Below are 24931 nucleotides of genomic sequence, written 5' to 3' on the forward strand. Positions count from 1 at the left end.
ACACAAGGGAATACCGGGCTTTAGGTGCAAAAGTTGTGGCCGGCCTGCTGCCGGGTCCGAATCCCGGACCCAGCCATTGTAAGCAGACCGGCCACGCCTGCGTGCCAAAGGTGTGTCGCCGGCACGCGAACTCAGCTGATGGAAATCAGTTGCAGCCCTAGTCCTCCAGATCCACTTCCCGGACCATGTCGGCTCCGATGCCGGCCTTGATGGCCTCCAGGACCTGCTGCGGAACAGAGCTGTCGATGGTCAGGAGCGCAAGAACCTGGCCGCCTTCAGTCTGGCGGGCCACCTGCATTCCGCCGATGTTGATGTTGTTCATGCCCAGAATGTGTCCGATGGTGCCAATGACGCCGGGACGGTCTGCATAGGCCACCACAACCAAGTGCTCGCTGATGGGGATTTCGACGTCGTACCCGTTGACACCCACGAGCTTCTCCACCTGCTTGGGCCCCGTGAGGGTACCGGCTACGGAGATCTGGGAACCATCGCTGAGGGCACCGCGGATGGTCAGGACGTTGCGGTAGTCCTCAGCATCCGGGGTGGTGATGAGGCGGGTGTTGATTCCGCGCTGTTCGGCGATCACAGGAGCATTCACGTAGGAGACCTGCTCGGTCACCACATCGGCGAAAACGCCCTTCAGTGCGGCAAGTTCGAGCACCTTGACGTCCAGGGCGGCAATTTCGCCCGCCACTTCCACATCGATCTGGGTGAGGGAAGCGTGGGTCAGCGCAGTGAAGATCCGGCCCAGCTTTTCGATCAGCGGGATGCCTGGGCGGACATCCGGAGCGATGACGCCGCCGGCGACGTTGACAGCGTCAGGCACCAGCTCGCCGGCAAGTGCCAGGCGAACAGACTTGGCCACCGAGACGCCGGCTTTCTCCTGTGCTTCGTCAGTGGAAGCACCCAGGTGCGGGGTCACAATGACGTTGTCGAACTCGAAGAACGGCAGGTCCGTGCTGGGCTCCTTGACGAAGACGTCCACACCGGCGCCGGCGATCTGGCCTTCCTTCAGGGCAACATGGAGTGCTTCCTCGTCCACCAGGCCGCCACGGGCTACGTTGACCACGTAGGCCGTTTCCTTCATCTTGCGGAAGGCGTCGGCTCCGAGCATGCCCACCGTTTCCGGCGTCTTGGGCATGTGGATGGTGATGAAGTCGGAATTCTCCAAAAGTTCATCCAAGGTGACCAGCTTGACGCCCAGCTGGGCAGCGCGGGCTGAAGTGATATAGGGGTCGTACGCAAGGATCTGGGTATCGAAACCCTGGAGGCGCGCTGCAACCAAAGCACCGATTCGGCCCAGGCCGATGATGCCGATCTTCTTCTCGAAGAGTTCAATTCCCGTGTACTTGGAGCGCTTCCACTCACCGTTCTTCAGCGCAGAGCTGGCCTGCGGAATGTGGCGGGCCAAGCTGAGGATGTGCCCTACCGTGAGCTCGGCGGCGGAGACGATGTTGGACGTCGGGGCGTTGACCACCATGACGCCTGCCTGTGTGGCGGCCTTGATGTCCACGTTGTCCAGCCCAACACCCGCGCGGGCGATGACTTTCAAGTTCTTCGCGGCGGCAATGGCTTCGGCATCCACCTGGGTAGCCGAGCGAACCAAAATGGCGTCAACGTCAACGATTGCGGACAGCAGCTGGGAACGGTCTGCGCCGTCGGTCTGGCGGATTTCGAAGTCCGGGCCCAGAGCCTCGACTGTGGCGGGCGAAAGTTCCTCGGCGAGGAGGACGACGGGTTTGCTGGCTGACACGGGGAGGCACCTTACTTTGGACAACTTTGGGACAGGACTGGACAAGGAGCGGATGCGTGGCCCGGGGCACGGCGCCGGGACCAGCCCAGAATATCGAATACGGGCAGCGATTCCGGTGCCGGAGGGGGATGTTACGGCCGGGCCGGTAGCCGTTGTGAACAAGTTCACAGCCAAGGAGGCTGATGAAAACGGGAGCGAAATGCCGGTGATACGGCAACGCCCGCCCGGCTTTGTCCACCGGGCGGGCGCGTCGTTATGGCGGAGGCCGTCAGGCCGGCGCCGAAGGATCAGCGGGCTGCAGAACCTTCAACGTAGTCAGCGTCCTGCTGCTGCCAGGAGAAGAGGGAGCGCAGTTCGCGGCCGACCTCTTCGATGGGGTGCTGCTCAGCCTTGGCACGCAGTTCCTTGAACTCGGTGCCACCGTTGTCCTGGTCATCGATGAAGCGCTTGGCGAAAGCACCGCTCTGGATGTCGGCGAGGACAGCCTTCATGTTTTCCTTCACCTCGGGGGTGATGACGCGCGGGCCGGAGACGTAGTCGCCGTACTCTGCGGTATCGGAAACGCTCCAGCGCTGCTTGGCGATGCCGCCTTCCCACATGAGGTCGACAATGAGCTTGAGCTCGTGGAGAACCTCGAAGTAGGCGATCTGCGGCTGGTAGCCGGCTTCGGTGAGGGTTTCGAAGCCGTACTGGACCAGCTGCGAGACACCGCCGCAAAGGACGGACTGCTCGCCGAAGAGATCGGTTTCGGTCTCTTCGGTGAAGGTGGTCTTGATAACGCCGGCGCGGGTTCCGCCGATGGCCTTGGCGTAGGACTTCGCCAGGTCCCATGCAGAACCGGAGGCGTCCTGTTCGACGGCGATGATGTCCGGGATACCGCGCCCGGCTTCGAATTCGCGGCGAACCGTGTGGCCCGGAGCCTTCGGGGCGATCAGGATGACGTCAACGCCGGCCGGAGCTTCGATGTAACCAAAACGGATGTTGAAGCCGTGGGCGAAGGCCAGGGCCTTGCCTTCGGTCAGCTTGTCCTTGATGGAGTCGTTGTAGATGGCGCGCTGGTGCTGGTCCGGAGCCAGGATCATGATGACGTCTGCCCATTCGGCGGCGTCGGCAACGTTCTTGACCGTGAAGCCTGCGTCTTCAGCCTTGGCGGCCGACTTGGAGCCGTCCTTCAGCGCGATAACAACCTCGACGCCGGAATCGCGGAGGTTCAGGGCGTGGGCGTGGCCCTGCGAGCCGTAGCCAACGATGGCTACCTTACGGCCCTGGATGATCGACAGGTCTGCGTCGTCGTCGTAGAACATTTCAGTCACTTGCGTAACTCCTCTTGAGTGGTTTCTTAGATAGTGATTGTGGTGCTGCGGTACTGGACGTTCTGCTCACGCGGAGCGGAGCGCCCTGTCACTCATGGAGCGGGATCCCCGTCCAACGGCCAAGGTGCCGGACTGCACGATTTCACGGATGCCGAACGGCTCGAGCACTGAAAGCAGTGCAGCGAGCTTCTCGGGGGTACCGGTTGCCTCGATCACCAACGAGTCTGTGGACACGTCGACGACGGCGGCACGGAACAAGTCTGCAGCTTGGGTAACCTGCAGGCGTGTCGCGGCATCCGCACGTACCTTGACCAGGATGTGGTCGCGTTGTACGGAAGATTCGGAAGTCAGCTCCACAATCTTGATCACGTTGACCAATTTGTTGAGCTGCTTGGTGACCTGCTCAATGAGGTCGCCGTCGGCGTCGACGACAACCGTCATGCGGGACATGCCGGGAACCTCGGTGGGTCCCACAGCCAGGGAATTGATGTTGAATGCACGCCGGGCAAAGAGGCTGGCCACGCGGGTCAGCACGCCGGGCTTGTCTTCTACCAGAACGGACAGTGTGTGGCGGGTCATGCCTAGTCCTCCTCTTCCCATTCCGGGGTCATGTTGCGGGCAACCTGGATCTGGTCATTGCTGACGCCCGAAGGCACCATGGGCCACACCATCGAGTTGGGGCTGACGACGAAGTCGATAACCACTGGACGGTCATTGATCTCGAGTGCCTTCTGGATGGTGGCGTCGATGTCTTCGTCACGCTCACACCGCAGTGCTGCACAACCGTAGGCATCAGCCAGTTTCACGAAGTCCGGGATCCGGACGGTGTCGTGGCCTGTGTTCAGGTCCGTGTTGGAGTAGCGGCCCTCGTAGAACAGCGTCTGCCATTGGCGGACCATGCCCAGCGAGGAGTTGTTGATGATGGCCACCTTGATGGGGATGTTGTTGATGGCGCAGGTAGCCAGTTCCTGATTGGTCATCTGGAAGCAGCCGTCACCGTCGATGGCCCAGACCACGCGGTCCGGCTCACCAACCTTGGCACCCATTGCTGCCGGAACCGAGTATCCCATGGTTCCTGCTCCACCGGAGTTCAGCCAGGCGTGGGGCCGTTCGTACTTGATGAACTGGGCGGCCCACATCTGGTGCTGGCCGACGCCGGCAACATAGATGCCTTCGGGACCGGTGAGCTCGCCGATGCGCTTGATCACGCGCTGGGGTGCGGTGAGCCCGTCTTCCGGCTCGGTCCAGCCCAGCGGGTACGTGTCGCGCAGGTTTCCAAGGAAAGCCCACCATGAATCCAGGTCCGGGGTGCCGCTTAGTTCAAACTGCGTCTTCACGGCTTCGGTGAGTTCGGGGATGATCTCCTTGACCGAGCCAACGATCGGGACGTCCGCGGTGCGGTTCTTGGAGATTTCCGCGGGGTCGATATCAGCGTGGATGACCTTGGCAAACGGGGCGAAGGTCTTCAGCACGCCGGTAACGCGGTCATCGAACCGGGCTCCCAGGGTGATCAGGAGGTCGGCCTGCTGGAGGGCAGTCACGGCGGAGACTGAACCGTGCATGCCGGGCATGCCAACATGCTGGGGATGCGAATCAGGGAAGGCGCCGCGCGCCATCAGTGTGGTGACCACGGGAGCGCCGGTAGCCAGCGCCAGTTCCATGAGCTCAGCCGAGGCGTGGCCCTTGACTACGCCGCCGCCCACGTACAGGACCGGCTTGCTGGCAGCAGCGATCAGCTTGGCAGCTTCGCGGACCTGCTTATTGTGACCCCGCACCACGGGGCGGTATCCCGGCAGATCCACCTTGGGCGGCCAGGAGAAGGTCATCTGGCCCACCTGGGCGTCCTTGGCGATGTCCACCAGGACGGGTCCCGGGCGGCCCGTGGACGCGAGGTGGAATGCCTCTGCCATGACGTGCGGGATGTCATTGGGGTCGGTCACCAGGAACGAGTGCTTGGTGATGGGCATCGTGATACCCACGATGTCCGCTTCCTGGAAGGCATCGGTGCCGATGACTCCGCTGGACACCTGGCCGGTGATGGCCACCATCGGCACGGAGTCCATGTGGGCGTCCATGATGGCGGTAACGAGGTTGGTGGCACCGGGGCCGGAGGTGGCGATGCAAACGCCAACCCGTCCGGTAACCATGGCGTAGCCTTGCGCGGCGTGGCCGGCTCCCTGTTCGTGACGGACCAGGATGTGATTCATGCTGGAGGCCATCAAGGGGTCGTAGGTGGGCAGGATCGCGCCACCGGGCAAACCGAAAATATCGTCCACGCCGAGTTCTTCGAGCGAACGGACAATTGCTTGCGAGCCGGACATCACCGTTGGGGGTACAACGGTGTTCGGCCCAAGTACAGGAGAGAGAGGTGCAGCAGCGTCGACGACGACGGACTCAGCCGTACGGTCGACCTTTTCCGGAGCTTTGTAGGCTCCAGCGGACTTTGCAGCCATCAGCGAGGGGCTGATCGGCGATCCTTTGCTCATCGGACTCTTCCTTAGTGGATCTTCAATAGATGGGTCTTGCTCGGGGAATAAAAAAACCCCTCAGCCTTCCGGCTCTTCGAGGGGTTTGCGCGTGACGGTTCGTTACCAGTCGGGCTAAGCCACGCGCTTGGTAAGGACGACGACGCCGACGGTAACGAATGTGATCATGCGTTCAGTGTTCCCTCAAAGTGAGATACGTGTCAATTGACCACAATCGTATCTCACTATTTGGACAGCCATGTCCGCCTGCCGGACTCCGCCCTTAGGGCGGGCGGAGTCCGGAGCAGGAATTACCCGCAGTACGCCCCCGTGGAGGCACTGTGGACAAGCTTGGCGTATTTGGCCAGCACACCCTTGGTGAACTTGGCCGGCAGGGGCTCCCAGCCCTCCTTGCGGGCCTCGAGCTCGGCCTCGTCCACCAAGAGGTCGAACGAGCGCGCGGCGATGTCCACACGGATGCGGTCCCCGTCCTTCACGAAGGCGATGGGACCGCCGTCGACCGCTTCTGGCGCAACGTGGCCAATGCACAATCCGGTGGTGCCGCCCGAGAAACGGCCATCGGTAAGCAGGAGCACATCCTTGCCCAGCCCTGCGCCCTTGATGGCTCCGGTGATCGCCAGCATCTCGCGCATGCCCGGGCCGCCCTTGGGGCCTTCGTAGCGGATCACCACGACGTCGCCCTTATTGATTTCGCCGTTGTCCAACGCGCTGAGGGCCCCCTGTTCACGCTCGAAGACACGCGCAGTGCCTTCAAAGACGTCCGCATCGAAGCCGGCGCTCTTCACAACGGCGCCTTCGGGCGCCATGGAACCGTGGAGGATGGTGATGCCACCGGTCTTGTGGATTGGATTGTCCAAGGCGCGGAGGATCTTGCCATCAAGGTCCGGCGGGTTGATCGAGGCGAGGTTTTCGGCGAGTGTCTTGCCGGTCACGGTGAGGCAGTCACCGTGCAGCAGTCCGGCGTCGAGCAGTGCCTTCATGATGACGGGCACGCCGCCGATCTTGTCCACGTCAGTCATGACGTAGCGGCCAAAGGGCTTCAGGTCGCCGAGGTGCGGAATCTTGTCACCGATTCGGTTGAAGTCATCGAGCGTCAGCTCAACTTCTGCCTCGCGGGCAATGGCCAGCAAGTGCAGGACGGCATTGGTGGAACCACCGAAAGCCATAGTGACGGCAATGGCGTTTTCGAAGGCCTTCTTGGTCATGATGTCGCGGGCCGTGATTCCCAGGCGCAGCAGGTTGACCACCGCTTCGCCGGACTTGCGGGCGAAGTCATCACGACGGCGGTCTGCCGACGGCGGGGCGGCTGAGCCCGGCAGCGACATTCCCAGGGCTTCGCCGATGCAGGCCATGGTGTTGGCCGTGTACATGCCGCCACAGGCGCCTTCGCCGGGGCAGATGGCTTTTTCGATGCGGGTGAGGTCTTCCATGCTCATCTTGCCTGCGGCGCACGCACCCACGGCTTCGAAGGCGTCAATGAGGGTGACTTCCTTTTCCGAGCCGTCCTCGAGCTTGACCCATCCGGGCATGATGGAGCCGGCGTAAAGGAAGACGGAGGCGAGGTCCAGGCGGGCAGCAGCCATGAGCATCCCGGGAAGGGATTTGTCGCAACCAGCCAGCAGGACCGAACCGTCAATACGCTCGGCCTGCATCACGGTCTCCACAGAGTCGGCAATGACCTCGCGGGAAACGAGCGAGAAGTGCATGCCTTCGTGTCCCATGGAGATGCCGTCCGAAACGGAAATCGTGCCGAACTGCATGGGAAAGCCACCGCCGGCGTGGACGCCTTCTTTGGCGCCTTGTGCAAGGCGGTTGAGGGAGAGGTTGCAGGGCGTGATTTCGTTCCATGAACTGGCGACACCAATTTGCGGCTTGGCGAAGTCGTCGTCTCCCATGCCAACCGCACGGAACATCCCACGGGCGGGTGCAGCGTGGATGCCATCGGTGACCACCCGGCTGCGGGGCTTGATGTCCGGCGTGATGTCTGTCGCAATCTCGGTGTCACTCATGAGCAAAGTCTATGGGTACCTCGCTGCCGCCGCCGCTGTTCCATGCCGGGTTAAGCACGATCGACCAAATATTGCAGGGCAAACAAGGTTTCCCGGCAGGCCGGTACTGCGGTCCCGGGGTTACGTACCCGGAGGGGAGTCCCGAAGCTCCGTGGCGATTTCCGCGGCTTCACTCCTGAGCATGTCAAGGACGATCGCGATGGTTCCCCGGGCGGCTACCTCCTGGCGGGAAAGTGCCACGATGCTCCTGCTGGCCTTCACCTCCGTGAGTGGCCGCAGCACCAGGCCCCGTCTGGCACTGGCCCGGGCCGTGTACCGCGGGAGGAGGCAGATCCCATGGCCCGCACCCACCAGTGCCTCCAGCACCCGCAGGTCCGGATACCGCTGGCCACGGTTGGCCTGTCGGCCCGCATGGAGCTCGATTTGGCGAAGGACAGTGTCAAAGGGAAATCCCTCCGGTACACCGATCCAGGGGTAGTCAACAACATCGCTGGGACTTAACCTCGCCTTGGCTGCCAGCGGGTGGCCCGCAGGCACAGCGACGTCGAGGGCTTCTTCGAGCAGCGGAACCACCGTCAGGCCCTGCCGGGCAAATACTTCCGGGCCGTCCACGCTGTGGGCAAGGACAATGTCGTAGTCGGCCACCAAGGGCGCGAAGTGCGCGGTTCCCGGATCCTCGAAATGCGCGTCGAAAGTCAGCCCCTCTACAGAGGACACCCGATGCAGCATCCCGGGCAGCAGCATTTCTGCCGCGCTGGGGAAGAACGCTGCGGACACGCGGGTCTGCCATCCCTTCCTGTAGGTGTCGATCGTGGACTCAGCCCGCGCCATGGCTGTGGCGATGTCGGCAGCCGCGGCCGCCATGGCGTATCCCGCTTCGGTGAGCTGCACACCCCTGCCGACCTTTTCCACCAGCACAACACCAATTTCCGCCTGCAACGTCTTCAGTTGCTGCGAGACTGCCGACGCCGTGACATTCATCGCCTCAGCCGTGGCACCCACACTTTGACGGTCTGCCAACTCGCGCAGAATCTGCAGTCTTTTCACGTCCATTCAGCCAGACTAGGCGACCCGAAGGAATTCCATTCCCCATGATTTTGCAGCACCCGCGATTTTCCTCAGCAGACTGATCACATTCCATGGAACAGCAGGTCAAAGGCTGGACAGCCCATTAGCAGGCACGTAACGTCAGGAACACCACGAACTGCACCCCTGTGAGCAGAAGGGCATCCACATGGACTGGATAATTTGGGTCATTGTCATTGTGTTGGCCATTGCCATTGTTTGGTGGCTTATGAACCGCAACAAAGCACGTAATTCGTCCTCAACCCAGGCTCCCGCCGCAATGGAGCCAGCCAACACCACAACCCTGCCGGATGCGGCCGCAGCAACAGCCGGGGTGGCGGGCCTGGCCGGCGTCACCAACCTGGGTAAGGCGGCCGCCGAGGGCAGCGGCCCCTCCGGCGACGAATCCCCCCGGGATCCGGCAAGGGAACCAGCAGGGCAACCCGCCCGGGAATCAGTGGACGAGTCCATCGCTGATGAACCAGCTGACCTCAAAGCCCGCAGGGACCAGGAGGCTGACGACGAGTCGTTGGCCGGGGACATAAAGGCTGGGCCAGCCGCACTTACGGGTGACGAATCACTCGTGCAACCCGCCCGGGAACCAGTGGCAGCCCCATCTCCCGACCCCGCGCCGTCTCCCACCCCCGGCCTCACAGTGGAGGAGCCCGTCGTTGCCGCTCCCGTGGTGGAGGAACCGGTGGTTGAGGAACCCGTGGTGGCCCGGCCGACAGTCGACACCGACGCCGCTGTGTACTCGGCTGACACGGGGCACACAGCTGACACGGCAGACACAGCCGATCCTGGCGACGTTGACGACTGGGATGCGGGTGCTTCGGAGCCCGCAGGCAAGGATGCTGCAGACAAGGCCGAGTGGGAATCGACATGGACCGACTCATCAGGGGCTCCAGTCCACCACCACGAGTACACGGACGCGCACTCCCCCACCCTCCCGGGCGCCGAGTCTGCAGCGGCAGAGGACCCCACAACCTCCGGGCACCTTGCCGCCGAGCACCCCTACGGAACCGGCTCCTCCAGCATTGCGGGAGACGCCTATCCCGTCAAAGCCAACGCGGCGGCCATGACGTACCACGACGAAGACACTGCGGACTATGACGACGTTGCCGCTGACGTGTGGTTTGAATCGGCCGCGCATGCAGAGGCCGCGGGGTTCAGGCCACCAAGGCGCAACAGGCACTGACCCGGCAAGCCACCACTTGACCGGTAACTACGGACCTCGGTAACGGACGCTGGCATGGGCACGCACTCACCGGAACGGCGAAGACTGCTGATGTTTGCCGCCGCGTTCGCGACAATCCTGGTGATGACAGGCTGCACGGGCAGCCCGTCATCCCCGGGAACCGCGGTAACGCCGAACCCCACCACCACGGCCCCAGTGCCTTCCAGCCCCGGCAGCAGCGAAAGGCCAGCAGGAGGTCAAGGGACAGCCGGCAGCCGGCAGGCTCCCGAGATTACTGAAAAGCTCGACGTCGGGTTGCAGCTGCCGTGGTCGGTGGTGTTCCTGCCGGATGGAACCGCAGTGGTATCAGAGCGCGACTCCGCCCAGGTCAAAGCCATCAGTGATGGCAGGTCCACCACCGTAGGCGAGGTTGCCGGCGTCGTCCCTGGAGGCGAAGGCGGCCTCCTGGGCCTCGCAGTGTCTCCGACGTTCCAGAACGACCGCTGGCTCTATGCCTATTTCACGTCCGCCAGCGACAACCGCATTGCAAGGATGAAGCTGGGCGAAGACAGCGGGGGGACGTTGTCGCTGGGCGAACCCGACGTAATTTTTTCGGGAATTTCGAAGGCTTCAACCCACAACGGGGGGCGAATCCGCTTTGGCCCCGACGGGTTCCTCTACGTGGGCACGGGAGACTCGCAACGCCGGGATCAGCCGCAGGACACCAATGCCTTGGGTGGCAAGATCCTGCGCATCACCCCCGAGGGACGGCCGGCACCCGGAAATCCCTTCGGCGACAATCCCGTCTTCAGCTACGGACACCGCAACGTCCAGGGTTTGGCATGGGACAGCGAGGGAAGGTTGTGGGCCAGCGAGTTCGGCCCGGACGTGGATGACGAGTTGAACCTGATCACGCCGGGCGGCAATTACGGGTGGCCCACAGTCACCGGCGCACCGGGAAGGAACGGCCTGATCGATGCAAAGGTCGTGTGGCCTTCGACATCTGAAGCTTCTCCGAGCGGCCTGGAGATCGTCGGCGACGTGGCGTACACAGGCGCCCTTCGCGGTCAACGGCTGTGGACGGTACCGCTCGACGGCGAGTCAACCGGAGAACCTGTGGCCTATTTCACAGGACAGCACGGGCGGCTGAGGGATGTCGCCCGCGCCCCGGACGGCACTTTATGGCTGGTCAGCAACAACAGAAACCCCGACTTTGCGCTGATTCTGCGGGTCGCGTCGTAGGGTCAGTGATGGGGCACGGGCCGATTTCACAGTTGGGCGGATGTCGTGTAGAGTTACATGTCGTTGCGGAGATCGCCGGGGAAAGAAAAGCTCCCGGTTTGGTCGAATTCAACAGCTGCACCTCTAGCTCAACTGGCAGAGCAATTGACTCTTAATCAATGGGTTCCGGGTTCGAGTCCCGGGGGGTGCACCAAGGAAGGCCTTGGAGTGAATTTCACTCCAAGGCCTTTTTTCATTTCCGCAGGGCTTTGGAATCATCTCTTCATGGCATGCATCACTCCGGGGTCATGATGGTTTTGAAGTGTCGAAATCTGGTGTAGAGTTATTTGTCGTTGCGGAGCTCAACGAGGAATACGAATTCCCCTGAGAGCACGAAACAACAGCTGCACCTCTAGCTCAACTGGCAGAGCAATTGACTCTTAATCAATGGGTTCCGGGTTCGAGTCCCGGGGGGTGCACCAATAACAAAGGCTCCGGATCGTGAAAACGATCCGGAGCCTTTTATGTTTCCGATCCACGGCGTTCCGGGACGGAACGCCGTGGATCGGGCCCTGGGGTAGGTCAGCTTTGCGCGACGTCGGTGGCTTCGTCGCTGGGTTCCGGCTCAGGAGCCGGTAAACCAGCGAGCCCCCGGACGACAATCCTCAGTTCCTCCCGCAATCGTGCGGTATCAACGGCAACGGGCGCCAAGACGTCCTGCTCAAGCTTCACTGCTTCTGCGAGAGCTGCACTGCCGGCCTCTGTCAGGGTCACCACATGGCTCCTGCGGTCGGAGTCGCTGCGCTGGCGCGCGATGTGCCCGTGCAGCTCCAACCGCGCAAGAGTAGTACCCATTGTCTGGGCCTTGACCCGTGCGACTTCGGCCAACGCCGCCTGCGTAATTGCGCCTTTGGCGGCAAGCACTTGCATGGCAATGACCCCGGCGTGGGTAAGGCCGATGGACTTCAATTTTTCGTTCCACGAGATTTCCACCAGGCGCGCAGCTGTCGAAAGCAATCGGGTGGTGGGCCATCTCTCCATATCTGGCATGCCGACAGTATATGCGCGGACGGGGAGCCAGCGCGGCTCCTCCCCACTAAACTGGGAAATCGCGATCCCCAGCAAGGAGCATATTGTGGCAGAACGACTTATCCCGGGCGACGTTGCCCCCCACTTCACACTTCCCGACGAAACCGGCAAAAGCGTCAGCTTGTCGGACTTCCAAGGGCGCAAAACCATCGTGTACTTCTACCCTGCAGCCTCCACCCCGGGTTGCACCAAGGAAGCATGTGACTTCCGTGACACCCTGGCCTCGCTCCAGGCTGCAGGCTACGACGTCGTTGGCGTCTCCCCCGATCCCGTCAAGGCACTGGCCAAGTTTGCAGCCGAAGAACAGCTGACGTTTCCGCTGCTCTCGGACGAGGACCATGCAGTGGCTGACTCTTACGCAGCCTGGGGCGAGAAGAAGAACTATGGGAAGACCTACATGGGATTGATCCGGTCCACCATTGTGGTGGACCCCGAGGGGAAAGTGTCCCTGGCGCAATACAACGTCCGCGCAACCGGGCATGTTGCCAAGCTTCGCCGGGACCTCAAGCTGGACAAGTAGCGGGTACACTGGAGGCCGATGGCGGGCCGCCCCAGGGCACCGGCCATCAGCCAGCGCGAGTGGTGAAATTGGCAGACACGCAGGATTTAGGTTCCTGTGCCTTCGGGCGTGGGGGTTCAAGTCCCCCCTTGCGCACAGCATGAAACACACAGTGGCCATGGGCCACCCGGAATACCCCCGGTTGCAGAACTCTGCAGCACGGGGGTGTTTTTTCCTCAAGCAGCGGGGATGGCTTCCTGAAAATGTGCTGGGAAGTGCACTCAGGACGTTCAACTAGACTGGAATGCGGTCTGGCCGAAGCCGGCCACAGCACTTCCAACCGGCTTGAGGGGACAAGAGTGGCAAGCAGCAAAATGCGGCGCCTGACCGTACAGTTCGGAGCTGCCGTAGCGGTTTTGGGGCTGGCAGCGTGCACGGGAACACCGGGCCCGGCACCGTCTTCGTCCTCCAGCAGTACCGCTCCGGTGGAGCCCACCGCCACCTTCAACTTCGGCACAGCATCCATGCCGCTGGGACTCGATCCCGCCATGACCGCGGATTCCGAGTCCTACCGTGTCACTCGGCAGGTCCTCGAAGGCCTGGTCGGCGTGGATGGCGCCACCGGTGAGACAACTCCACTTCTGGCTACGGAGTGGAAAGACAGCAACAACGGGCTCAGCTACGATTTCACGCTCCGCTCCGAGGTAACCTTCCACGACGGCACTCCACTGGACGCTGCCGCTGTCTGCGCAAACTTCAATCGCTGGTTCACCTTTCCCGCTGAACTCCGGAAACAAGCACCCGGCATTTCGTTCCAAGGGGTGTTCAAGGCCTATTCCGATGAGCCGGTGTTCTCCATCTTCAAGGACTGCAAAGTGGTCTCGGCCAACGACGTCCAGATCAACCTGACGCGGCCCTTCACCGGTTTCCTGCAGGCGCTGACCCTCCCTGCTTTTGCCATCTCCTCGCCCACCGCCCTTGAAGCGCAAAAAGCGAATGTGCTGAACCAGACCTTGAACGGCCAGGCCGTGTCCGCCTATGCCAGCCACCCCGTAGGCACGGGCCCCTATGAGTTCAGCGCTTGGGATGAGAACAGACTCACGCTCTCCACGTACAAGGGGTACTGGGGCAACAGGGGCCAAATAGCCACCATCAATTTCATCCCCTTCGATCGCGCCGAAACGCGGCAGCAGGCCCTCCTGGACGGGAAGATCGACGCCTACGACCTCGTAACACCCGGAACCTTTGACCAACTGGTCAAGAAGGGTGTCCAGATCATCCAGCGCGACCCGTTCTCCGTGATGTACCTCGGGATCAACCAAGCCGTGGCGCCCTTGGAGAAGCTCGAAGTCCGCCAGGCCATCGAAATGGCAGTAGACAAGGAAACGCTGATCCGGCGGTTCTTCATCGACAACACTGCACAGGCCTCACAGTTCGTGCCGCCCAAGCTCAGTGGGTTCAACAACAACGCCCCGTCCCTCGGGTACAACCCGGAGAAGGCCAAGGAACTTCTGGAAAAGGCGGGCTACAAGGGTGAGGAAATCAAGTTCTATTACCCGCTGAACGCCACCCGCGCCTACATGCCCACTCCCGAGAAGATCTATGCCGAAATCAGCCGCCAACTGGTTGCTGTTGGCTTCAACATCAAGCCAGTGCCGGTGGACTGGGAGGGTGGCTACCTGCAACGGGTCCAGTCGGCGGGAGATCGTGGACTGCACCTTCTGGGCTGGAACGGCTCCTACGCCGACGCCGATAACTTCCTGGGGCCGCTCTTCGGCGAAACCCGGCCAGAGTTCGGCTATGCGGATTCGGAAGTCTTCCACAAGATCGAGCGGGCACGCGCCATGCCTGACGGAGACGACCGCAACGCCCAGTACCAGGCCATCAACGCAGAGATCGCGGCCTCGGTACCGGCAGTGCCGATCGCCTTCCCCATCTCCGCTTTGGCGTTGTCCAACAAGGTGGAAAGCTACCCGGCTTCACCGGTCCTCAACGAAGTTTTCACGAACGTCCGCTTAAAGCCTTGACGTTCGCCCGCAATTTCAGTATTGGGTCTTCGCGGGGATATTCTGTGACAGCCAGTGCCGCCGCTAACGGAGATTGATCGTGACCTTCATTTCCAAGACTCAACATGCCGACGTCGTCCTTATTGGCGGCGGAATCATGAGTGCCACCCTTGGTGCGTTCATCAAGCAACTCGAACCCACCTGGACCATCTCCCTGTTCGAACGACTCGACGAAGCGGGGCTTGAGAGCTCCGGACCGTGGAACAACGCCGGCACCGGGCATGCCGCGCTGTGTGAGCTTAACTACTCCCCCGCAGCCAAAGACGGCTCCGTGGACCCTTCCAAGGCCCTCCACATCAACGAGCAGTTCCAACTGTCACGTCAGTTCTGGTCCCACCTGGTGGACACCAAAGTCATTGGATCCCCCAAGGGCTTCATCAACACCGTCCCGCACATGAGCTTCGTCATTGGCGACGACCACGCGAACTTCCTCAAGACCCGGTACGAGGCACTCAAGCCCAATACGCTGTTCCGCAGCATGGAATACACCGAGGACCAGGACCAGATCGCACAATGGGCTCCCCTGATCGTCAAGGGACGGGACCGCAAGCAGCGCGTGGCCGCTACCCGCGCAGCTGAAGGCACCGACGTCGACTTCGGCGCCCTGACGCGTGAGCTCACAACCTACCTGCAGGACAGTGGTGCCGAGGTCAACTACGGGCACGACGTCACCAACATCAGCCGCGCATCCGGTGGTGGATGGGACCTGTCCATCAAGCACCCCAAGTCCGGCGAGCACGGCCGCATCCACGCGAAGTTTGTCTTCGTGGGAGCCGGCGGCGGTGCCCTCCACCTGCTTCAGGCCTCCGGTATTCCTGAGAGCAAGGGCTACGGCGGTTTCCCCGTTTCCGGCCAGTTTTTCCGCTGCACCGACGACGCCATCACGTCACAGCACAGCGCCAAGGTTTACGGCCAGGCATCCGTGGGCGCGCCGCCCATGTCCGTCCCGCACTTGGATACGCGCTACGTGGACGGCAAGCGCTCCCTCCTGTTCGGCCCGTACGCCGGTTTCTCCACCAACTTCCTGAAGACCTCCAGCTACCTGGATCTTCCGCTGTCCATCCGACCCGGAAACATCATTCCCATGTTGGCTGTGGCCAAGGACAACATGGACCTCACCGCGTACCTCATCAAAGAGGTTGCCAAGCGGCACGAGGCCAAGGTTGAGGCTCTGCGTGAGTACTACCCCGAGGCATCCGGTGGCAACTGGGAACTGATTACCGCTGGCCAGCGTGTACAAATCATCAAGAAGCACCCTCAGAAGGGTGGCGTCCTGCAGTTCGGCACCGAGGTCATTGCCTCCCGCGATGGTTCCATTGGCGCGCTGCTGGGTGCCTCGCCGGGCGCTTCCACGGCGGTACCGATCATGATCGAGCTGCTGCAGAAGTCCTTCCCCAAGAACTTCAAGGGCTGGCAGTCCAGGCTCAAGGACATGATGCCGGGCTATGGCGTCAAGCTCAACGAGAACCCTGAGCTCGCTGCCGAACTGGAAGCAAGCACCGCGCGGTCGCTGCAGCTTGACGTGGCCAACGCCGTCCAAAGCTAGGCCATACCCGGGGCTGCGGCCGGTTCCCGTCAGACGAATCGTTACGTAGACCCTGGGAGTCAATGCAATGTTCCGCCTGGCCAAGCTTTCTCTGGGAAACCGGGCCCTGATCGCGCTGATCACCGTCTTTGCGGCGGTGTTCGGCGTGATCACCATGGGATCCCTGAAGCAGGAACTCATTCCGTCCATCGAGTTCCCGCAGATCACTGTGGTGACCTCCATGCCCGGGGCTTCCCCGGAGGTCGTGGACAAGCAATTGAGCCAGCCCCTGGAAACAGCACTGAACAGTGTTGAGGGACTGGAGTCCACCACGTCGACCTCCCGCAATGGTGTATCGCAGATCACCATGGTATTCACCTACGGGTCCAACCTTGACCGGGCACGGAACCAGATCGACCGGGCCATCTCCAACGCCAAGCGGGTGCTGCCCGCCGACGTCGAGCCCCAGTCCATTGCCGGGAACATCAGCGATTTCCCCATCGTCTACTTGGCCGTATCCTCGGACAAGCCCCTCAGTGAACTCAATGCCGACCTCTTGCGGCTAAGCGTTCCCCGGCTCCAGAAAATCGACGGCGTCCGCGGCGCCGATGTGACGGGCGGGGCCAGCCAGCACATCCTGATCCAGCCCCGTCCGGCAGACCTGGCCAGCAGCGGTGCATCCATCCAGGCCATCAGTAATGCCCTGAAGAACAACGGAACCTTGGTCCCCGTAGGCACCATCGAGGACCAAGGCAAGACGTTGTCCCTCCAGCTGGGCAGTCCCGTGGATTCCCTGGACATCATTAAGGGACTTCCCCTGACAGGGGCAAAGAATGCTGCCACCATCGGGGCAGTGGCCGACGTCAGCATCGAGGACGACGCCGCTACCTCCATCACGCGCACCAATGGCAAGCCGACGCTGGCACTGTCCGTCACCAAAAAGCCCGAGGGCGATACTGTGGCGATCTCGCATGCCGTGCGCGATGCGATCGGACCCATGCAGGACGAGCTGGGCAACAACGCCACCTTCACGCCGGTCTTCGATCAGGCCCCGTTCATCGAGAAGTCCATCAAGGACCTCACCACCGAAGGCTTTCTTGGACTGGGCTTCGCTGTGGCCGTCATCCTGGTATTCCTGATGTCCGTGCGGTCCACCCTGGTGACCGCCGTCTCCATACCGCTGTCCCTTTTGATCACCTTCATAGGCATCTACGCCACCGGCTACTCACTGAACATCCTCACTTTGGGCGCACTGACCATTGCGATCGGACGTGTGGTGGATGACTCCATCGTGGTGATCGAGAACATCAAGCGACACCTCAGCTACGGCGAACACAAGCTCACCGCCATCCTGACTTCCATCCGTGAAGTCGCCGGAGCCATCACGGCCTCCACACTGACCACCGTGGCCGTCTTCCTGCCCATCGCCTTTGTAGGTGACCTCGCTGGAGAGCTGTTCCGGCCGTTCGCCCTCACAGTGACCATCGCGCTGTTGTCGTCATTGTTGGTTTCGCTCACGATCGTTCCGGTGCTGGCCTACTGGTTCCTCGCGTCCCCGGCAAAGGGCGCTGATGCGGCGGCCTCCACCCAGGAGGCGGCAAAGAAGGCCCGGGACGCCGAGCAAAAGAGCAGGCTCCAGCGCGGTTACCTTCCGATCCTCGCGAAAACACAAAAGCACCCGGTCATCACGCTGTCGGCCGCGGCTTTGGTGCTCGTGGCGACCGTTGCCGTTTCACCGCTTCTGGCCACCGACCTGCTGGGCCGCTCCGGCGAGAACAGCATGACCGTACGCCAGGTCCTGCCCGCCGGGACAAGCCTGCAGGCCACCAGCGATGAAGCCGCCAAAATCGAAAACGCCCTGAAGGGCATCAACGGCATCAAGGACGTGCAGGTCACCTCCGGAAATGCGCAGACAGGCTTCGCTGCCCTGACATCAACCGGTTCGTCCAACTCGACGTTCACCATTGTCACCGACGAGAAAGTGAACCAAGCCAAGCTTCAGGATGAGGTTAGATCACAACTTGAAGGTGCCGCGGGGAAGGTTACCGTCGGGTCCCAGCAAGGCGGCTTTGGTACGTCCTCCACAGTGGACATCACCATCCGGGCGGCTAACTCCGCCGACCTCCAGACTGCCAGCGACGCCATGGTAAAGGCCATGGACGGGGTGCCGGGCAGTTCCGAGGTAGCTACCAACCTCGCGTCCAAGCAATCGGTGGTCCAAGTCCGCGTTGACCGCGCGAAAGCCGTTGCAGCCGGCTTGACGGAGGAACAGGTAGGGGCCTTCCTGGCCACCACCGTCAGCCCCATCCCTGCCGGTACCGTCCGGATCGATACCAACGACTACCCGGTACAGATCGGTGAGGGCACACGCTTCACCAGCATCGCTTCAGTCCGGGCACTCCAGCTCCCCACAGCACGCGGCGGGGTGGCGTTGGAGTCCATTGCCGCGGTCGAGCAGGTTGATACTCCTGTCTCCATCACCAGCAGCAACGGGCAACGCACCGCGCGGGTGACCGTGACGCCGTCAGGTTCCAACCTGGGCAGCGTGAGCACCGCCGTTCAGGAGCGCCTGGCATCAGTGGAACTTCCGGCCGGGGTCACCGCCACCATCGGCGGTGCCACAACCCAGCAGGCCGAGTCTTTCCGGCAGTTGGGCCTGGCACTGCTGGCGGCCATCGCGATCGTTTACGTCATCATGGTGGCCGCATTCAAGTCACTCATCCAACCGCTGATCCTGCTGGTGTCGGTTCCTTTCGCCGCCACGGGCGCCGTCGGCTTGCTGTTGGTGACCGGTGTTCCGCTGGGCTTGCCTTCGCTGATCGGCATGCTGATGCTGGTGGGCATCGTGGTGACCAACGCAATCGTCCTGATCGACCTCATCAACCAGTACCGCAAGCCCCACGATGGCAGCCCTGGCATGAACGTGGCAGACGCCATCACGCACGGTGCCCGCCAGCGCCTCCGCCCCATCCTGATGACGGCATTGGCCACGGTGTTCGCACTGACGCCCATGGCCTTGGGACTCACGGGCGGCGGCGGGTTCATTTCACAGCCCCTGGCCATTGTGGTGATCGGCGGGCTGGTCTCCTCCACGGCCTTGACGCTGGTGCTGGTCCCGGTACTTTACAAGCTGGTGGAGGGACGCCGGGAGAAGAAGGACCTGCTGAACGCCCTGCAGGACAAGCCGACGCCGACCGGAAGCGGCTCGTCGGACGAATTCCAGGATTGGACCACGGGCATGATTCCCAGGGTCAAGGGCCGCCGCGCAGCCCACCATCCCGGCGAATAGCAGCCACCGCCAACAGACTCACCTTGCAGGCAGGGCCGGGAACAATTCCCGGCCCTGCCCTGTTACAGGTACCGATACATGCAAATGCATCTAGTTTGAGGTACACTGTTGAAAGAGCCCGGGACCACGGGCAGGGAGAAAGGCACATCATGCAGATCGGCGTATTCAGCGTCAGCGACATCACCACTGACCCCACCACGGGCCACACGCCCACGGAAAACGAACGCATCAAGGCGTCCGTTGCCATCGCCAAAAAGGTCGAAGAAATCGGTATGGATGTCTACGCCCTGGGCGAGCACCACAACCGGCCGTTCTTCTCCTCCTCCCCCACCACCACACTGGCTTACATCGCCGCGCAGACCGAGCGCATCACGCTCTCCACTGCAACCACGCTCATCACCACCAATGATCCGGTGAAGATTGCCGAAGACTTCGCCATGCTTCAGCACCTCTCCGACGGCCGCGTGGACCTGGTCCTCGGCCGTGGCAACACGGCGCCGGTCTACCCCTGGTTCGGCAAGAACATCCAGGACGGCGTCGAACTCGCGATCGAAAACTACAGCCTGCTCCGCAAGCTGTGGGATGAGGACACCGTCAATTGGTCCGGCAAGTTCCGCACGCCGCTGCAGAACTTCACCTCCACTCCTCGACCGCTCGACGGCGTGGCTCCGTTCGTGTGGCACGGTTCCATCCGTACGCCGCAGATCGCAGAGGTTGCTGCGTACTTTGGCGATGGCTTCTTTGCCAACAACATCTTCTGGCCCAAGGAGCACTACCAGCAGCTGATCGGCCTCTACCGCGAGCGTTACGAGCACTATGGACACGGCAAGGCAGACCAGGCGATTGTGGGCCTCGGCGGGCAATTCTTCATGAGGAAGAACTCCCAGGACGCTGTCAAGGAATTCCGCCCGTACTTCGACAATGCGCCGGTCTACGGCCACGGACCGTCGCTGGAGGACTTCACCTCCCAGACGCCATTGACCGTAGGAAGCCCCCAGGAAGTCATTGAAAAGACCCTGACCTTCCGCGAGGCCTTTGGGGACTACCAGCGCCAGCTGTTCCTGATCGACCACGCCGGCCTTCCCCTGAAGACTGTCCTGGAGCAGTTGGACCTCTTCGGCGAGGAAGTCCTTCCCGTCCTGCGCAAGGAATATGCTGCCATGAAGCCGGCACACGTGCCGGATGCTCCGACGCACGCATCCCGCGTTGCCGCAGCATTGGAAGAAAAAGTCAGCGAATCCGCAACTGCCGGTGCCGCGGGGCAGGACGCCTGATGTCCGGTCCAACAGGCGCTGCGTCCTCCGCCGTTCGCCTCGCCGCCGAAACCTGGGAGTCGTTGTTCCGCTCCCAGGTGGCGGTGATGCGGAAGCTTCAGTCAGGACCGGCGTTCAAAACCCTTCCAGTCAAGGAATACGACGTTCTTTTTACGCTCTCCAAGTGCCCGTCGGGGCAGCTCAGGCTCAACGAAATCAACGACAAAGTGCTGTTGAGCCAGTCGAGCCTGAGCCGCTTGGTGGACCGTCTTGAGAAGCGCGGCTTGGTGGAGCGGACGGCAGCCCCCGACGACGGCCGCGGAGTGTTGCTCTCACTCACCGAAGCGGGCAGCGAACTTCAAAAAACGATCGGGCGGGAACACGTGCGGGACATCGCCCACTTGGTGGGACCGGCCCTCACCCCCGAAGAACAGCGCGAACTCCTTCGTCTAACGGAAAAACTCCGTGCGTCCGTGGCGGGACACTAACGAAGGCTGACGGGCTCCCGGAGATCCTCTACCGGGAGCTCGCCATTGACCGAGGCACTGACTTTGAGGGTCTTCAGTGTCAGGCTGCCACCCACAGTGGAGAGGAACGCCGTATCCGAGGAATCCCGGCCTGCCGTGATCCTCAGCATGGATTCACGGGGTGCCAGGCCCGTGGGGTCGATAATGTACCAAGCACCGTCAATGTACGCTTCGGCCACGGCATGGAAATCCATGGGACTCAACCCGGGGGCGTACACAGCTGCGAGCCGGGCAGGTACGTCCTTGGCCCTCAACAACGCAATGGCCAGGTGGGCGAAATCGCGGCACACCCCCTTGCGGTGCAGCAACGTTTCCACGGCACCATCGGTACCCCGGGACGAACCGCTGACGTAGCGGAGTTCCGCGTTGACCCAGTTGCGGACCGCCTGGAGCAGTTCAGCTCCTTGCAGCGAGCCAAACTCGGCGTAGGAGGTGGGCAGCAGCCTGTCAGACTCCGCATACCTGCTGGGCCTGACGTAGCGGATCAACTCCATGGGAGTGGACGTTTCAGGGATGCCAAAGCCGTGAACAGTGGCGCGGTACTCCACCGTCACTTCACTGGGCTCGGTGAACTCAAGGTAATGGAATCGGCCACCGTGGTGGTCGCTGAGTTCGGCGAAGGGAAGCTCGTCACCGGCGGAGGTGATGGACAGGGTTTCCGTCACTGAGTCGTAACCGGAATTCCGGGCCACGGCTATTGCCATGGCTACTTTGGTGCTGGCTGCGGTCTTGAAAACGAGCGTGGCAGCAACGTTGCGTTCCATTGATCTCCGGGATATGTTGCGGCGGGCAGTCCCCAACGGCGCCGTTTGTGTGAAGCAGCCAATCGCGGGACTATTGATTGACCTTCAGAGACAGTAGCATCCGCTGGACATTGGCGAATTCAGAACCGTGGACCGCGTACTTCGCGGCCAGGTCCAGAGTGTCGAAGGATTTGGCCGGCGCCACCTTCTCATCGGCGGCAAACGCATGAAGGGCGGGGACGTCACCAAACGAATAGTCGCCCTTTCCCGCCGGTCCCAACACCCGGTTCCGGAGTTCGCACGACTGCCCATCAGCCCCCGCCACCATGTTGGTGATGCCGTAGGAACCGAAAAACTTGTAGCCCTGGATCACCCGGAAAACGACCCGCGGGTCAATGGTGTCCGGACCATCCGAATGGGGGACGTCCAAGGGGACGCTGCTGATCACCACATACGGCCGCCCCTGGCCGGCCGGGCAATCCGCCGGAGTGGATGGAGGCAGGCCTGTCTGGAGGGTGGCAACATAGGCGCCCCCACCGTCCTTGACTTCCACCTTCACGGCTCCCGCCAAAGAACCCGCATCCGGAGTTACCGACTGGGCAATCCAATCCCTGGGCAGATCGAAGCTGACAGTCTTGGCCGGATCCGAATACGTCTTCCATGACAGCGCTGTTGCTGCCCCACTGGGACTGGGACTGGCGCCGGCCGGATCAGGCGAGGCTGCCGTCCCTCCGGAACCAGGCGTTGCGGAAGGTGGGTTGCCCGCCGTGCCGGGTTCCGCCGTCGAACTGTCTGTTGGCGCGCCTGTACCCGACTCCGGACTGTTGGGCTTCGACGTCGCCGTAGAAGAGACCTGGGGTCCCTTGTTTTCAGCTGAACAAGCGGAAGCTGCGGCGAGCACCGACCCTGCCAGCACCAAGGCAGCGAGCTTCACCGGAACACACTCCAGGTTCATGATGCCCTTCATGACCACAGCCTATCGGCGGCGATACCGCGACACGCACAGGACTAGGCTGAGGGTATGGCTCCCGATCACCAGGACTATTTCGAGGACGACATCCCCACCATGTCAGCGGTTGATATTGCTGACTGGCGCTTGCGGACATTCGCGCTGTACGACAAAGTGCGTCAGCTGGCGGCCACCAACCCGTTCGACGCCCACGTTTTCTGGCGCCAGGAGCGGGACCTGATGTTCGCCACCCATCCAGCATCAGCGCTGACTGCGGAGATGAAGGCTTCATTCTCAGGACTCCGCACAGCCGGCTACGACCCCGCCTTCCGCAAATACGCGGTGCTCTCTCCCCACGGCTCCGGGCAGGAAATGAATGTTGAGACGGGCACCGATGGCGTGGTGCCGTTCGTCCGCATCGGTACTTTCGAGCTGACCGGCCTGGGCTCGTTGGCGGTGTGGCGGCTCCGGAGCTACGGCGGCGGGATCTTTGTCCCGTTCCGCGACGCAACAGCTGGGAAGGACGGTGGAAGCTACGGGGCGGGTCGCTACCTGCTGGACACGGTCAAGGGCTCATTCCACGGGACAAGAAATTCGTCCGGAGAACAGGAGTTCGTCCTCGATTTCAATTTCGCCTACAACCCCTCCTGCGCCTACAACGAAGCTTGGGCGTGCCCCTTGGCCGGGCCGGACAACCGCCTGGCCACGGAAGTTCCCGTGGGCGAACTGTACGTGGGCTAACCAAACGTTCCTCCCGCGCCAGCAGCTGCGAGCGCCGCGACGGCCGCCAGTATGGTCAGCGGTGCCACGATCAGGCCGTACACGGCGTAGCCCTTCCATGTGATCAGCACATTCATCCGCATCAGCCGGTCATGCCACAGCAGGGTGGCCAACGAAGCCCACGGCGTGATCAAGGGACCTGCGTTCACACCCACCAGCAGCGCGGCCACCCGCTCCGGACTTCCCGCCAGGGGCTCAGCCACAAGATATGCCGGAAGGTTGTTGGCCAGGTTGGAGCCCAGGGCGCCCGTCATGGCCAGCCTGAGCAGCTCAATGAACCCGCTTCCCTGGCCTGCCACCTGTCCCAGCAGCACTGAGGCACCGAGGTATTGGGTAGCCTCCACCACCAGGAAGAGGCCACAGGTGAACAGCAACAACGACCACGGAACCAGCGTCACTGTGAGGACTTTGGGTCGTCGGAAGGCAAACACCCCGGCAAGGATCAGGGCTGCCCCTGTGGCCGGAATCCAGATGGCAACACCGGACACCAACGCGGGCAAAAGCAACACCAGGACTGCTGCGCTGACCACCAGCAGGAGTCTGTCCGCTACAGGAGCCGCCGGTGGGACCTGGGCTGGACGTGCAGCATCGAGGGCATAGGTCTTGCGAAGGTCGCGCCGGAATACCACGGCGATGAAGGCTAGGGGAACCAGTATTGCGGCCAACGATGGTGCCCACATCAGCTGGGCAAACCGTATCGGACTGATGTTGCCAAGATGGTGCTGGGCCAACAGGTTGGTCAGGTTGGAAATCGGGAGCAAAAGACTTGCCGTATTCGCCAACCACACCGTTGTCAGGGCGGAGGGCAGGACTGGGAGACCCGTTTGTCGGGCCACCGTGACCACCACAGGCGTCAAGAGCACCGCCGTCGTATCCAGCGACAGGAAAACGGTGCTCAAAATCGCGAACAACGCCAACAGCAGCCAGAGGAGGACACCGCTGCCGCGGCCCCACCGACGCAGCCGCCGCGCGATCCATTGAAAGGTGCCGGCTTCGCTGACGAGCTCTGTCACCACGGTCATTGCGACGACGAATCCCAGGATAGGCGCCACCCGGTCCACCAGGACCGCTACTTCCTGCCATGGCAGGACGCCCGTGGCCACGGTGACACCGCCTGCCACAAGGAGAACCAGTCCGATGATCGCCAGCCGCATGAGTCGGATTCTAAGCCCGGTGGCTGGGTTTGC

19 protein-coding genes and 3 tRNA genes are annotated in these 24931 nt (G+C 62.2%); 12 read left to right on the top strand and 10 right to left on the bottom strand.

Features of this window, described 5'->3' with window-relative positions; genetic code table 11:
* Positions 1 to 157: 157 nt before the first annotated feature.
* The 6 genes from serA to QEH68_RS12840 form a co-directional block, all read right to left on the bottom strand.
* On the bottom strand, positions 158 to 1753 hold the full coding sequence (serA, locus tag QEH68_RS12815) for a phosphoglycerate dehydrogenase (protein ID WP_207593836.1): 1596 nt from the start codon (positions 1751 to 1753) through the stop codon (positions 158 to 160).
* Positions 1754 to 2040: 287 nt separating this feature from the next.
* Entirely contained in the window at positions 2041 to 3066 is a 1026-nt protein-coding gene (gene ilvC, locus QEH68_RS12820; RefSeq protein ID WP_026540216.1) for a ketol-acid reductoisomerase, read from the bottom strand.
* A gap of 66 nt (positions 3067 to 3132) precedes the next feature.
* Positions 3133 to 3645 carry an acetolactate synthase small subunit gene (ilvN, locus tag QEH68_RS12825; RefSeq protein ID WP_021470923.1) on the bottom strand — a complete coding sequence of 171 codons (513 nt, stop codon included), beginning with the start codon at positions 3643 to 3645 and terminating at the stop codon, positions 3133 to 3135.
* 2 nt (positions 3646 to 3647) lie between these two features.
* Complete coding sequence (locus QEH68_RS12830; protein ID WP_207593837.1) at positions 3648 to 5552, bottom strand: acetolactate synthase large subunit; 1905 nt, start codon at positions 5550 to 5552, stop codon at positions 3648 to 3650.
* Between the two features lie 290 nt (positions 5553 to 5842).
* The gene (gene ilvD / locus QEH68_RS12835) at positions 5843 to 7561 is read right to left on the bottom strand and encodes a dihydroxy-acid dehydratase (protein ID WP_207593838.1); all 1719 of its coding nucleotides are present in this window, start codon (positions 7559 to 7561) and stop codon (positions 5843 to 5845) included.
* A gap of 120 nt (positions 7562 to 7681) precedes the next feature.
* Positions 7682 to 8614: a LysR family transcriptional regulator gene (locus tag QEH68_RS12840; RefSeq protein WP_280623041.1), complete on the bottom strand. Its 933-nt coding sequence runs from the start codon at positions 8612 to 8614 to the stop codon at positions 7682 to 7684.
* A 181-nt stretch (positions 8615 to 8795) separates the two neighbouring features.
* Between QEH68_RS12840 and QEH68_RS12845 the strand changes: the two genes are divergently transcribed.
* From QEH68_RS12845 to QEH68_RS12860, 4 genes are all read left to right on the top strand, one after another.
* A complete protein-coding gene (locus QEH68_RS12845) occupies positions 8796 to 9824 on the top strand; it encodes a hypothetical protein (RefSeq protein WP_280623042.1) in 1029 nt (342 codons plus the stop codon).
* 54 nt (positions 9825 to 9878) lie between these two features.
* Positions 9879 to 11045 carry a PQQ-dependent sugar dehydrogenase gene (locus QEH68_RS12850; protein WP_280623043.1) on the top strand — a complete coding sequence of 389 codons (1167 nt, stop codon included), beginning with the start codon at positions 9879 to 9881 and terminating at the stop codon, positions 11043 to 11045.
* 117 nt (positions 11046 to 11162) lie between these two features.
* Positions 11163 to 11238 (top strand) — tRNA-Lys (locus tag QEH68_RS12855).
* A gap of 192 nt (positions 11239 to 11430) precedes the next feature.
* Positions 11431 to 11506, top strand: a tRNA-Lys gene (locus tag QEH68_RS12860).
* A gap of 100 nt (positions 11507 to 11606) precedes the next feature.
* On the opposite strand, the gene QEH68_RS12865 is transcribed toward QEH68_RS12860, so the two are convergent.
* Complete coding sequence (locus tag QEH68_RS12865; protein ID WP_242703328.1) at positions 11607 to 12074, bottom strand: MarR family transcriptional regulator; 468 nt, start codon at positions 12072 to 12074, stop codon at positions 11607 to 11609.
* A gap of 85 nt (positions 12075 to 12159) precedes the next feature.
* On the opposite strand from QEH68_RS12865, the gene bcp reads away from it, so the two are divergent.
* The 7 genes from bcp (at position 12160) to QEH68_RS12900 (ending at position 21233) form a co-directional block, all read left to right on the top strand.
* Positions 12160 to 12633: a thioredoxin-dependent thiol peroxidase gene (gene bcp / locus QEH68_RS12870; RefSeq protein ID WP_280623044.1), complete on the top strand. Its 474-nt coding sequence runs from the start codon at positions 12160 to 12162 to the stop codon at positions 12631 to 12633.
* Between the two features lie 53 nt (positions 12634 to 12686).
* Positions 12687 to 12768 (top strand) — tRNA-Leu (locus QEH68_RS12875).
* A 203-nt stretch (positions 12769 to 12971) separates the two neighbouring features.
* Positions 12972 to 14639: an ABC transporter substrate-binding protein gene (locus tag QEH68_RS12880; RefSeq protein WP_280623045.1), complete on the top strand. Its 1668-nt coding sequence runs from the start codon at positions 12972 to 12974 to the stop codon at positions 14637 to 14639.
* Between the two features lie 79 nt (positions 14640 to 14718).
* Entirely contained in the window at positions 14719 to 16224 is a 1506-nt protein-coding gene (locus tag QEH68_RS12885; protein WP_207593842.1) for a malate:quinone oxidoreductase, read from the top strand.
* A gap of 67 nt (positions 16225 to 16291) precedes the next feature.
* The gene (locus tag QEH68_RS12890; RefSeq protein ID WP_280623046.1) at positions 16292 to 19492 is read left to right on the top strand and encodes an efflux RND transporter permease subunit; all 3201 of its coding nucleotides are present in this window, start codon (positions 16292 to 16294) and stop codon (positions 19490 to 19492) included.
* A gap of 149 nt (positions 19493 to 19641) precedes the next feature.
* Positions 19642 to 20766, top strand: coding sequence for an LLM class flavin-dependent oxidoreductase (locus QEH68_RS12895; RefSeq protein WP_207593844.1), 1125 nt, complete (start codon positions 19642 to 19644; stop codon positions 20764 to 20766).
* A complete protein-coding gene (locus tag QEH68_RS12900) occupies positions 20766 to 21233 on the top strand; it encodes a MarR family winged helix-turn-helix transcriptional regulator (protein WP_207593845.1) in 468 nt (155 codons plus the stop codon). The genes QEH68_RS12895 and QEH68_RS12900 overlap by 1 nt, the downstream gene beginning before the upstream one ends.
* On the opposite strand, the gene QEH68_RS12905 is transcribed toward QEH68_RS12900, so the two are convergent.
* Both QEH68_RS12905 and QEH68_RS12910 read right to left on the bottom strand, forming a co-directional pair.
* Positions 21230 to 22036, bottom strand: coding sequence for a transglutaminase family protein (locus QEH68_RS12905; protein WP_280623047.1), 807 nt, complete (start codon positions 22034 to 22036; stop codon positions 21230 to 21232). The genes QEH68_RS12900 and QEH68_RS12905 overlap by 4 nt on opposite strands.
* A 70-nt stretch (positions 22037 to 22106) precedes the next feature.
* Entirely contained in the window at positions 22107 to 22982 is an 876-nt protein-coding gene (locus QEH68_RS12910; RefSeq protein WP_280623048.1) for a hypothetical protein, read from the bottom strand.
* 54 nt (positions 22983 to 23036) lie between these two features.
* Between QEH68_RS12910 and QEH68_RS12915 the strand changes: the two genes are divergently transcribed.
* Complete coding sequence (locus QEH68_RS12915) at positions 23037 to 23705, top strand: DUF1684 domain-containing protein (protein ID WP_280623049.1); 669 nt, start codon at positions 23037 to 23039, stop codon at positions 23703 to 23705.
* On the opposite strand, the gene QEH68_RS12920 is transcribed toward QEH68_RS12915, so the two are convergent.
* Positions 23702 to 24898, bottom strand: coding sequence for an SLC13 family permease (locus QEH68_RS12920; protein WP_280623050.1), 1197 nt, complete (start codon positions 24896 to 24898; stop codon positions 23702 to 23704). The two genes, QEH68_RS12915 and QEH68_RS12920, sit on opposite strands and share 4 nt — an antisense overlap.
* Between the last annotated feature and the right edge of the window lie 33 nt (positions 24899 to 24931).

It is taken from the genome of Paenarthrobacter sp. OM7 (assembly GCF_029873575.1).
Classification (GTDB): domain Bacteria; phylum Actinomycetota; class Actinomycetes; order Actinomycetales; family Micrococcaceae; genus Arthrobacter.

Excerpts from the sequence above, each read along its gene's own strand:
- ilvN (WP_021470923.1), bottom strand. The coding sequence starts at position 3,645 with ATGACCCGCCACACACTGTCCGTTCTGGTAGAAGACAAGCCCGGCGTG.
- QEH68_RS12830 (WP_207593837.1), bottom strand. The coding sequence starts at position 5,552 with ATGAGCAAAGGATCGCCGATCAGCCCCTCGCTGATGGCTGCAAAGTCC.
- ilvD (WP_207593838.1), bottom strand. The coding sequence starts at position 7,561 with ATGAGTGACACCGAGATTGCGACAGACATCACGCCGGACATCAAGCCC.
- QEH68_RS12840 (WP_280623041.1), bottom strand. The coding sequence starts at position 8,614 with ATGGACGTGAAAAGACTGCAGATTCTGCGCGAGTTGGCAGACCGTCAA.
- QEH68_RS12845 (WP_280623042.1), top strand. The coding sequence starts at position 8,796 with ATGGACTGGATAATTTGGGTCATTGTCATTGTGTTGGCCATTGCCATT.
- QEH68_RS12850 (WP_280623043.1), top strand. The coding sequence starts at position 9,879 with ATGGGCACGCACTCACCGGAACGGCGAAGACTGCTGATGTTTGCCGCC.
- QEH68_RS12865 (WP_242703328.1), bottom strand. The coding sequence starts at position 12,074 with ATGCCAGATATGGAGAGATGGCCCACCACCCGATTGCTTTCGACAGCT.
- QEH68_RS12890 (WP_280623046.1), top strand. The coding sequence starts at position 16,292 with ATGTTCCGCCTGGCCAAGCTTTCTCTGGGAAACCGGGCCCTGATCGCG.
- QEH68_RS12895 (WP_207593844.1), top strand. The coding sequence starts at position 19,642 with ATGCAGATCGGCGTATTCAGCGTCAGCGACATCACCACTGACCCCACC.
- QEH68_RS12900 (WP_207593845.1), top strand. The coding sequence starts at position 20,766 with ATGTCCGGTCCAACAGGCGCTGCGTCCTCCGCCGTTCGCCTCGCCGCC.
- QEH68_RS12905 (WP_280623047.1), bottom strand. The coding sequence starts at position 22,036 with ATGGAACGCAACGTTGCTGCCACGCTCGTTTTCAAGACCGCAGCCAGC.
- QEH68_RS12910 (WP_280623048.1), bottom strand. The coding sequence starts at position 22,982 with ATGAAGGGCATCATGAACCTGGAGTGTGTTCCGGTGAAGCTCGCTGCC.
- QEH68_RS12915 (WP_280623049.1), top strand. The coding sequence starts at position 23,037 with ATGGCTCCCGATCACCAGGACTATTTCGAGGACGACATCCCCACCATG.
- QEH68_RS12920 (WP_280623050.1), bottom strand. The coding sequence starts at position 24,898 with ATGCGGCTGGCGATCATCGGACTGGTTCTCCTTGTGGCAGGCGGTGTC.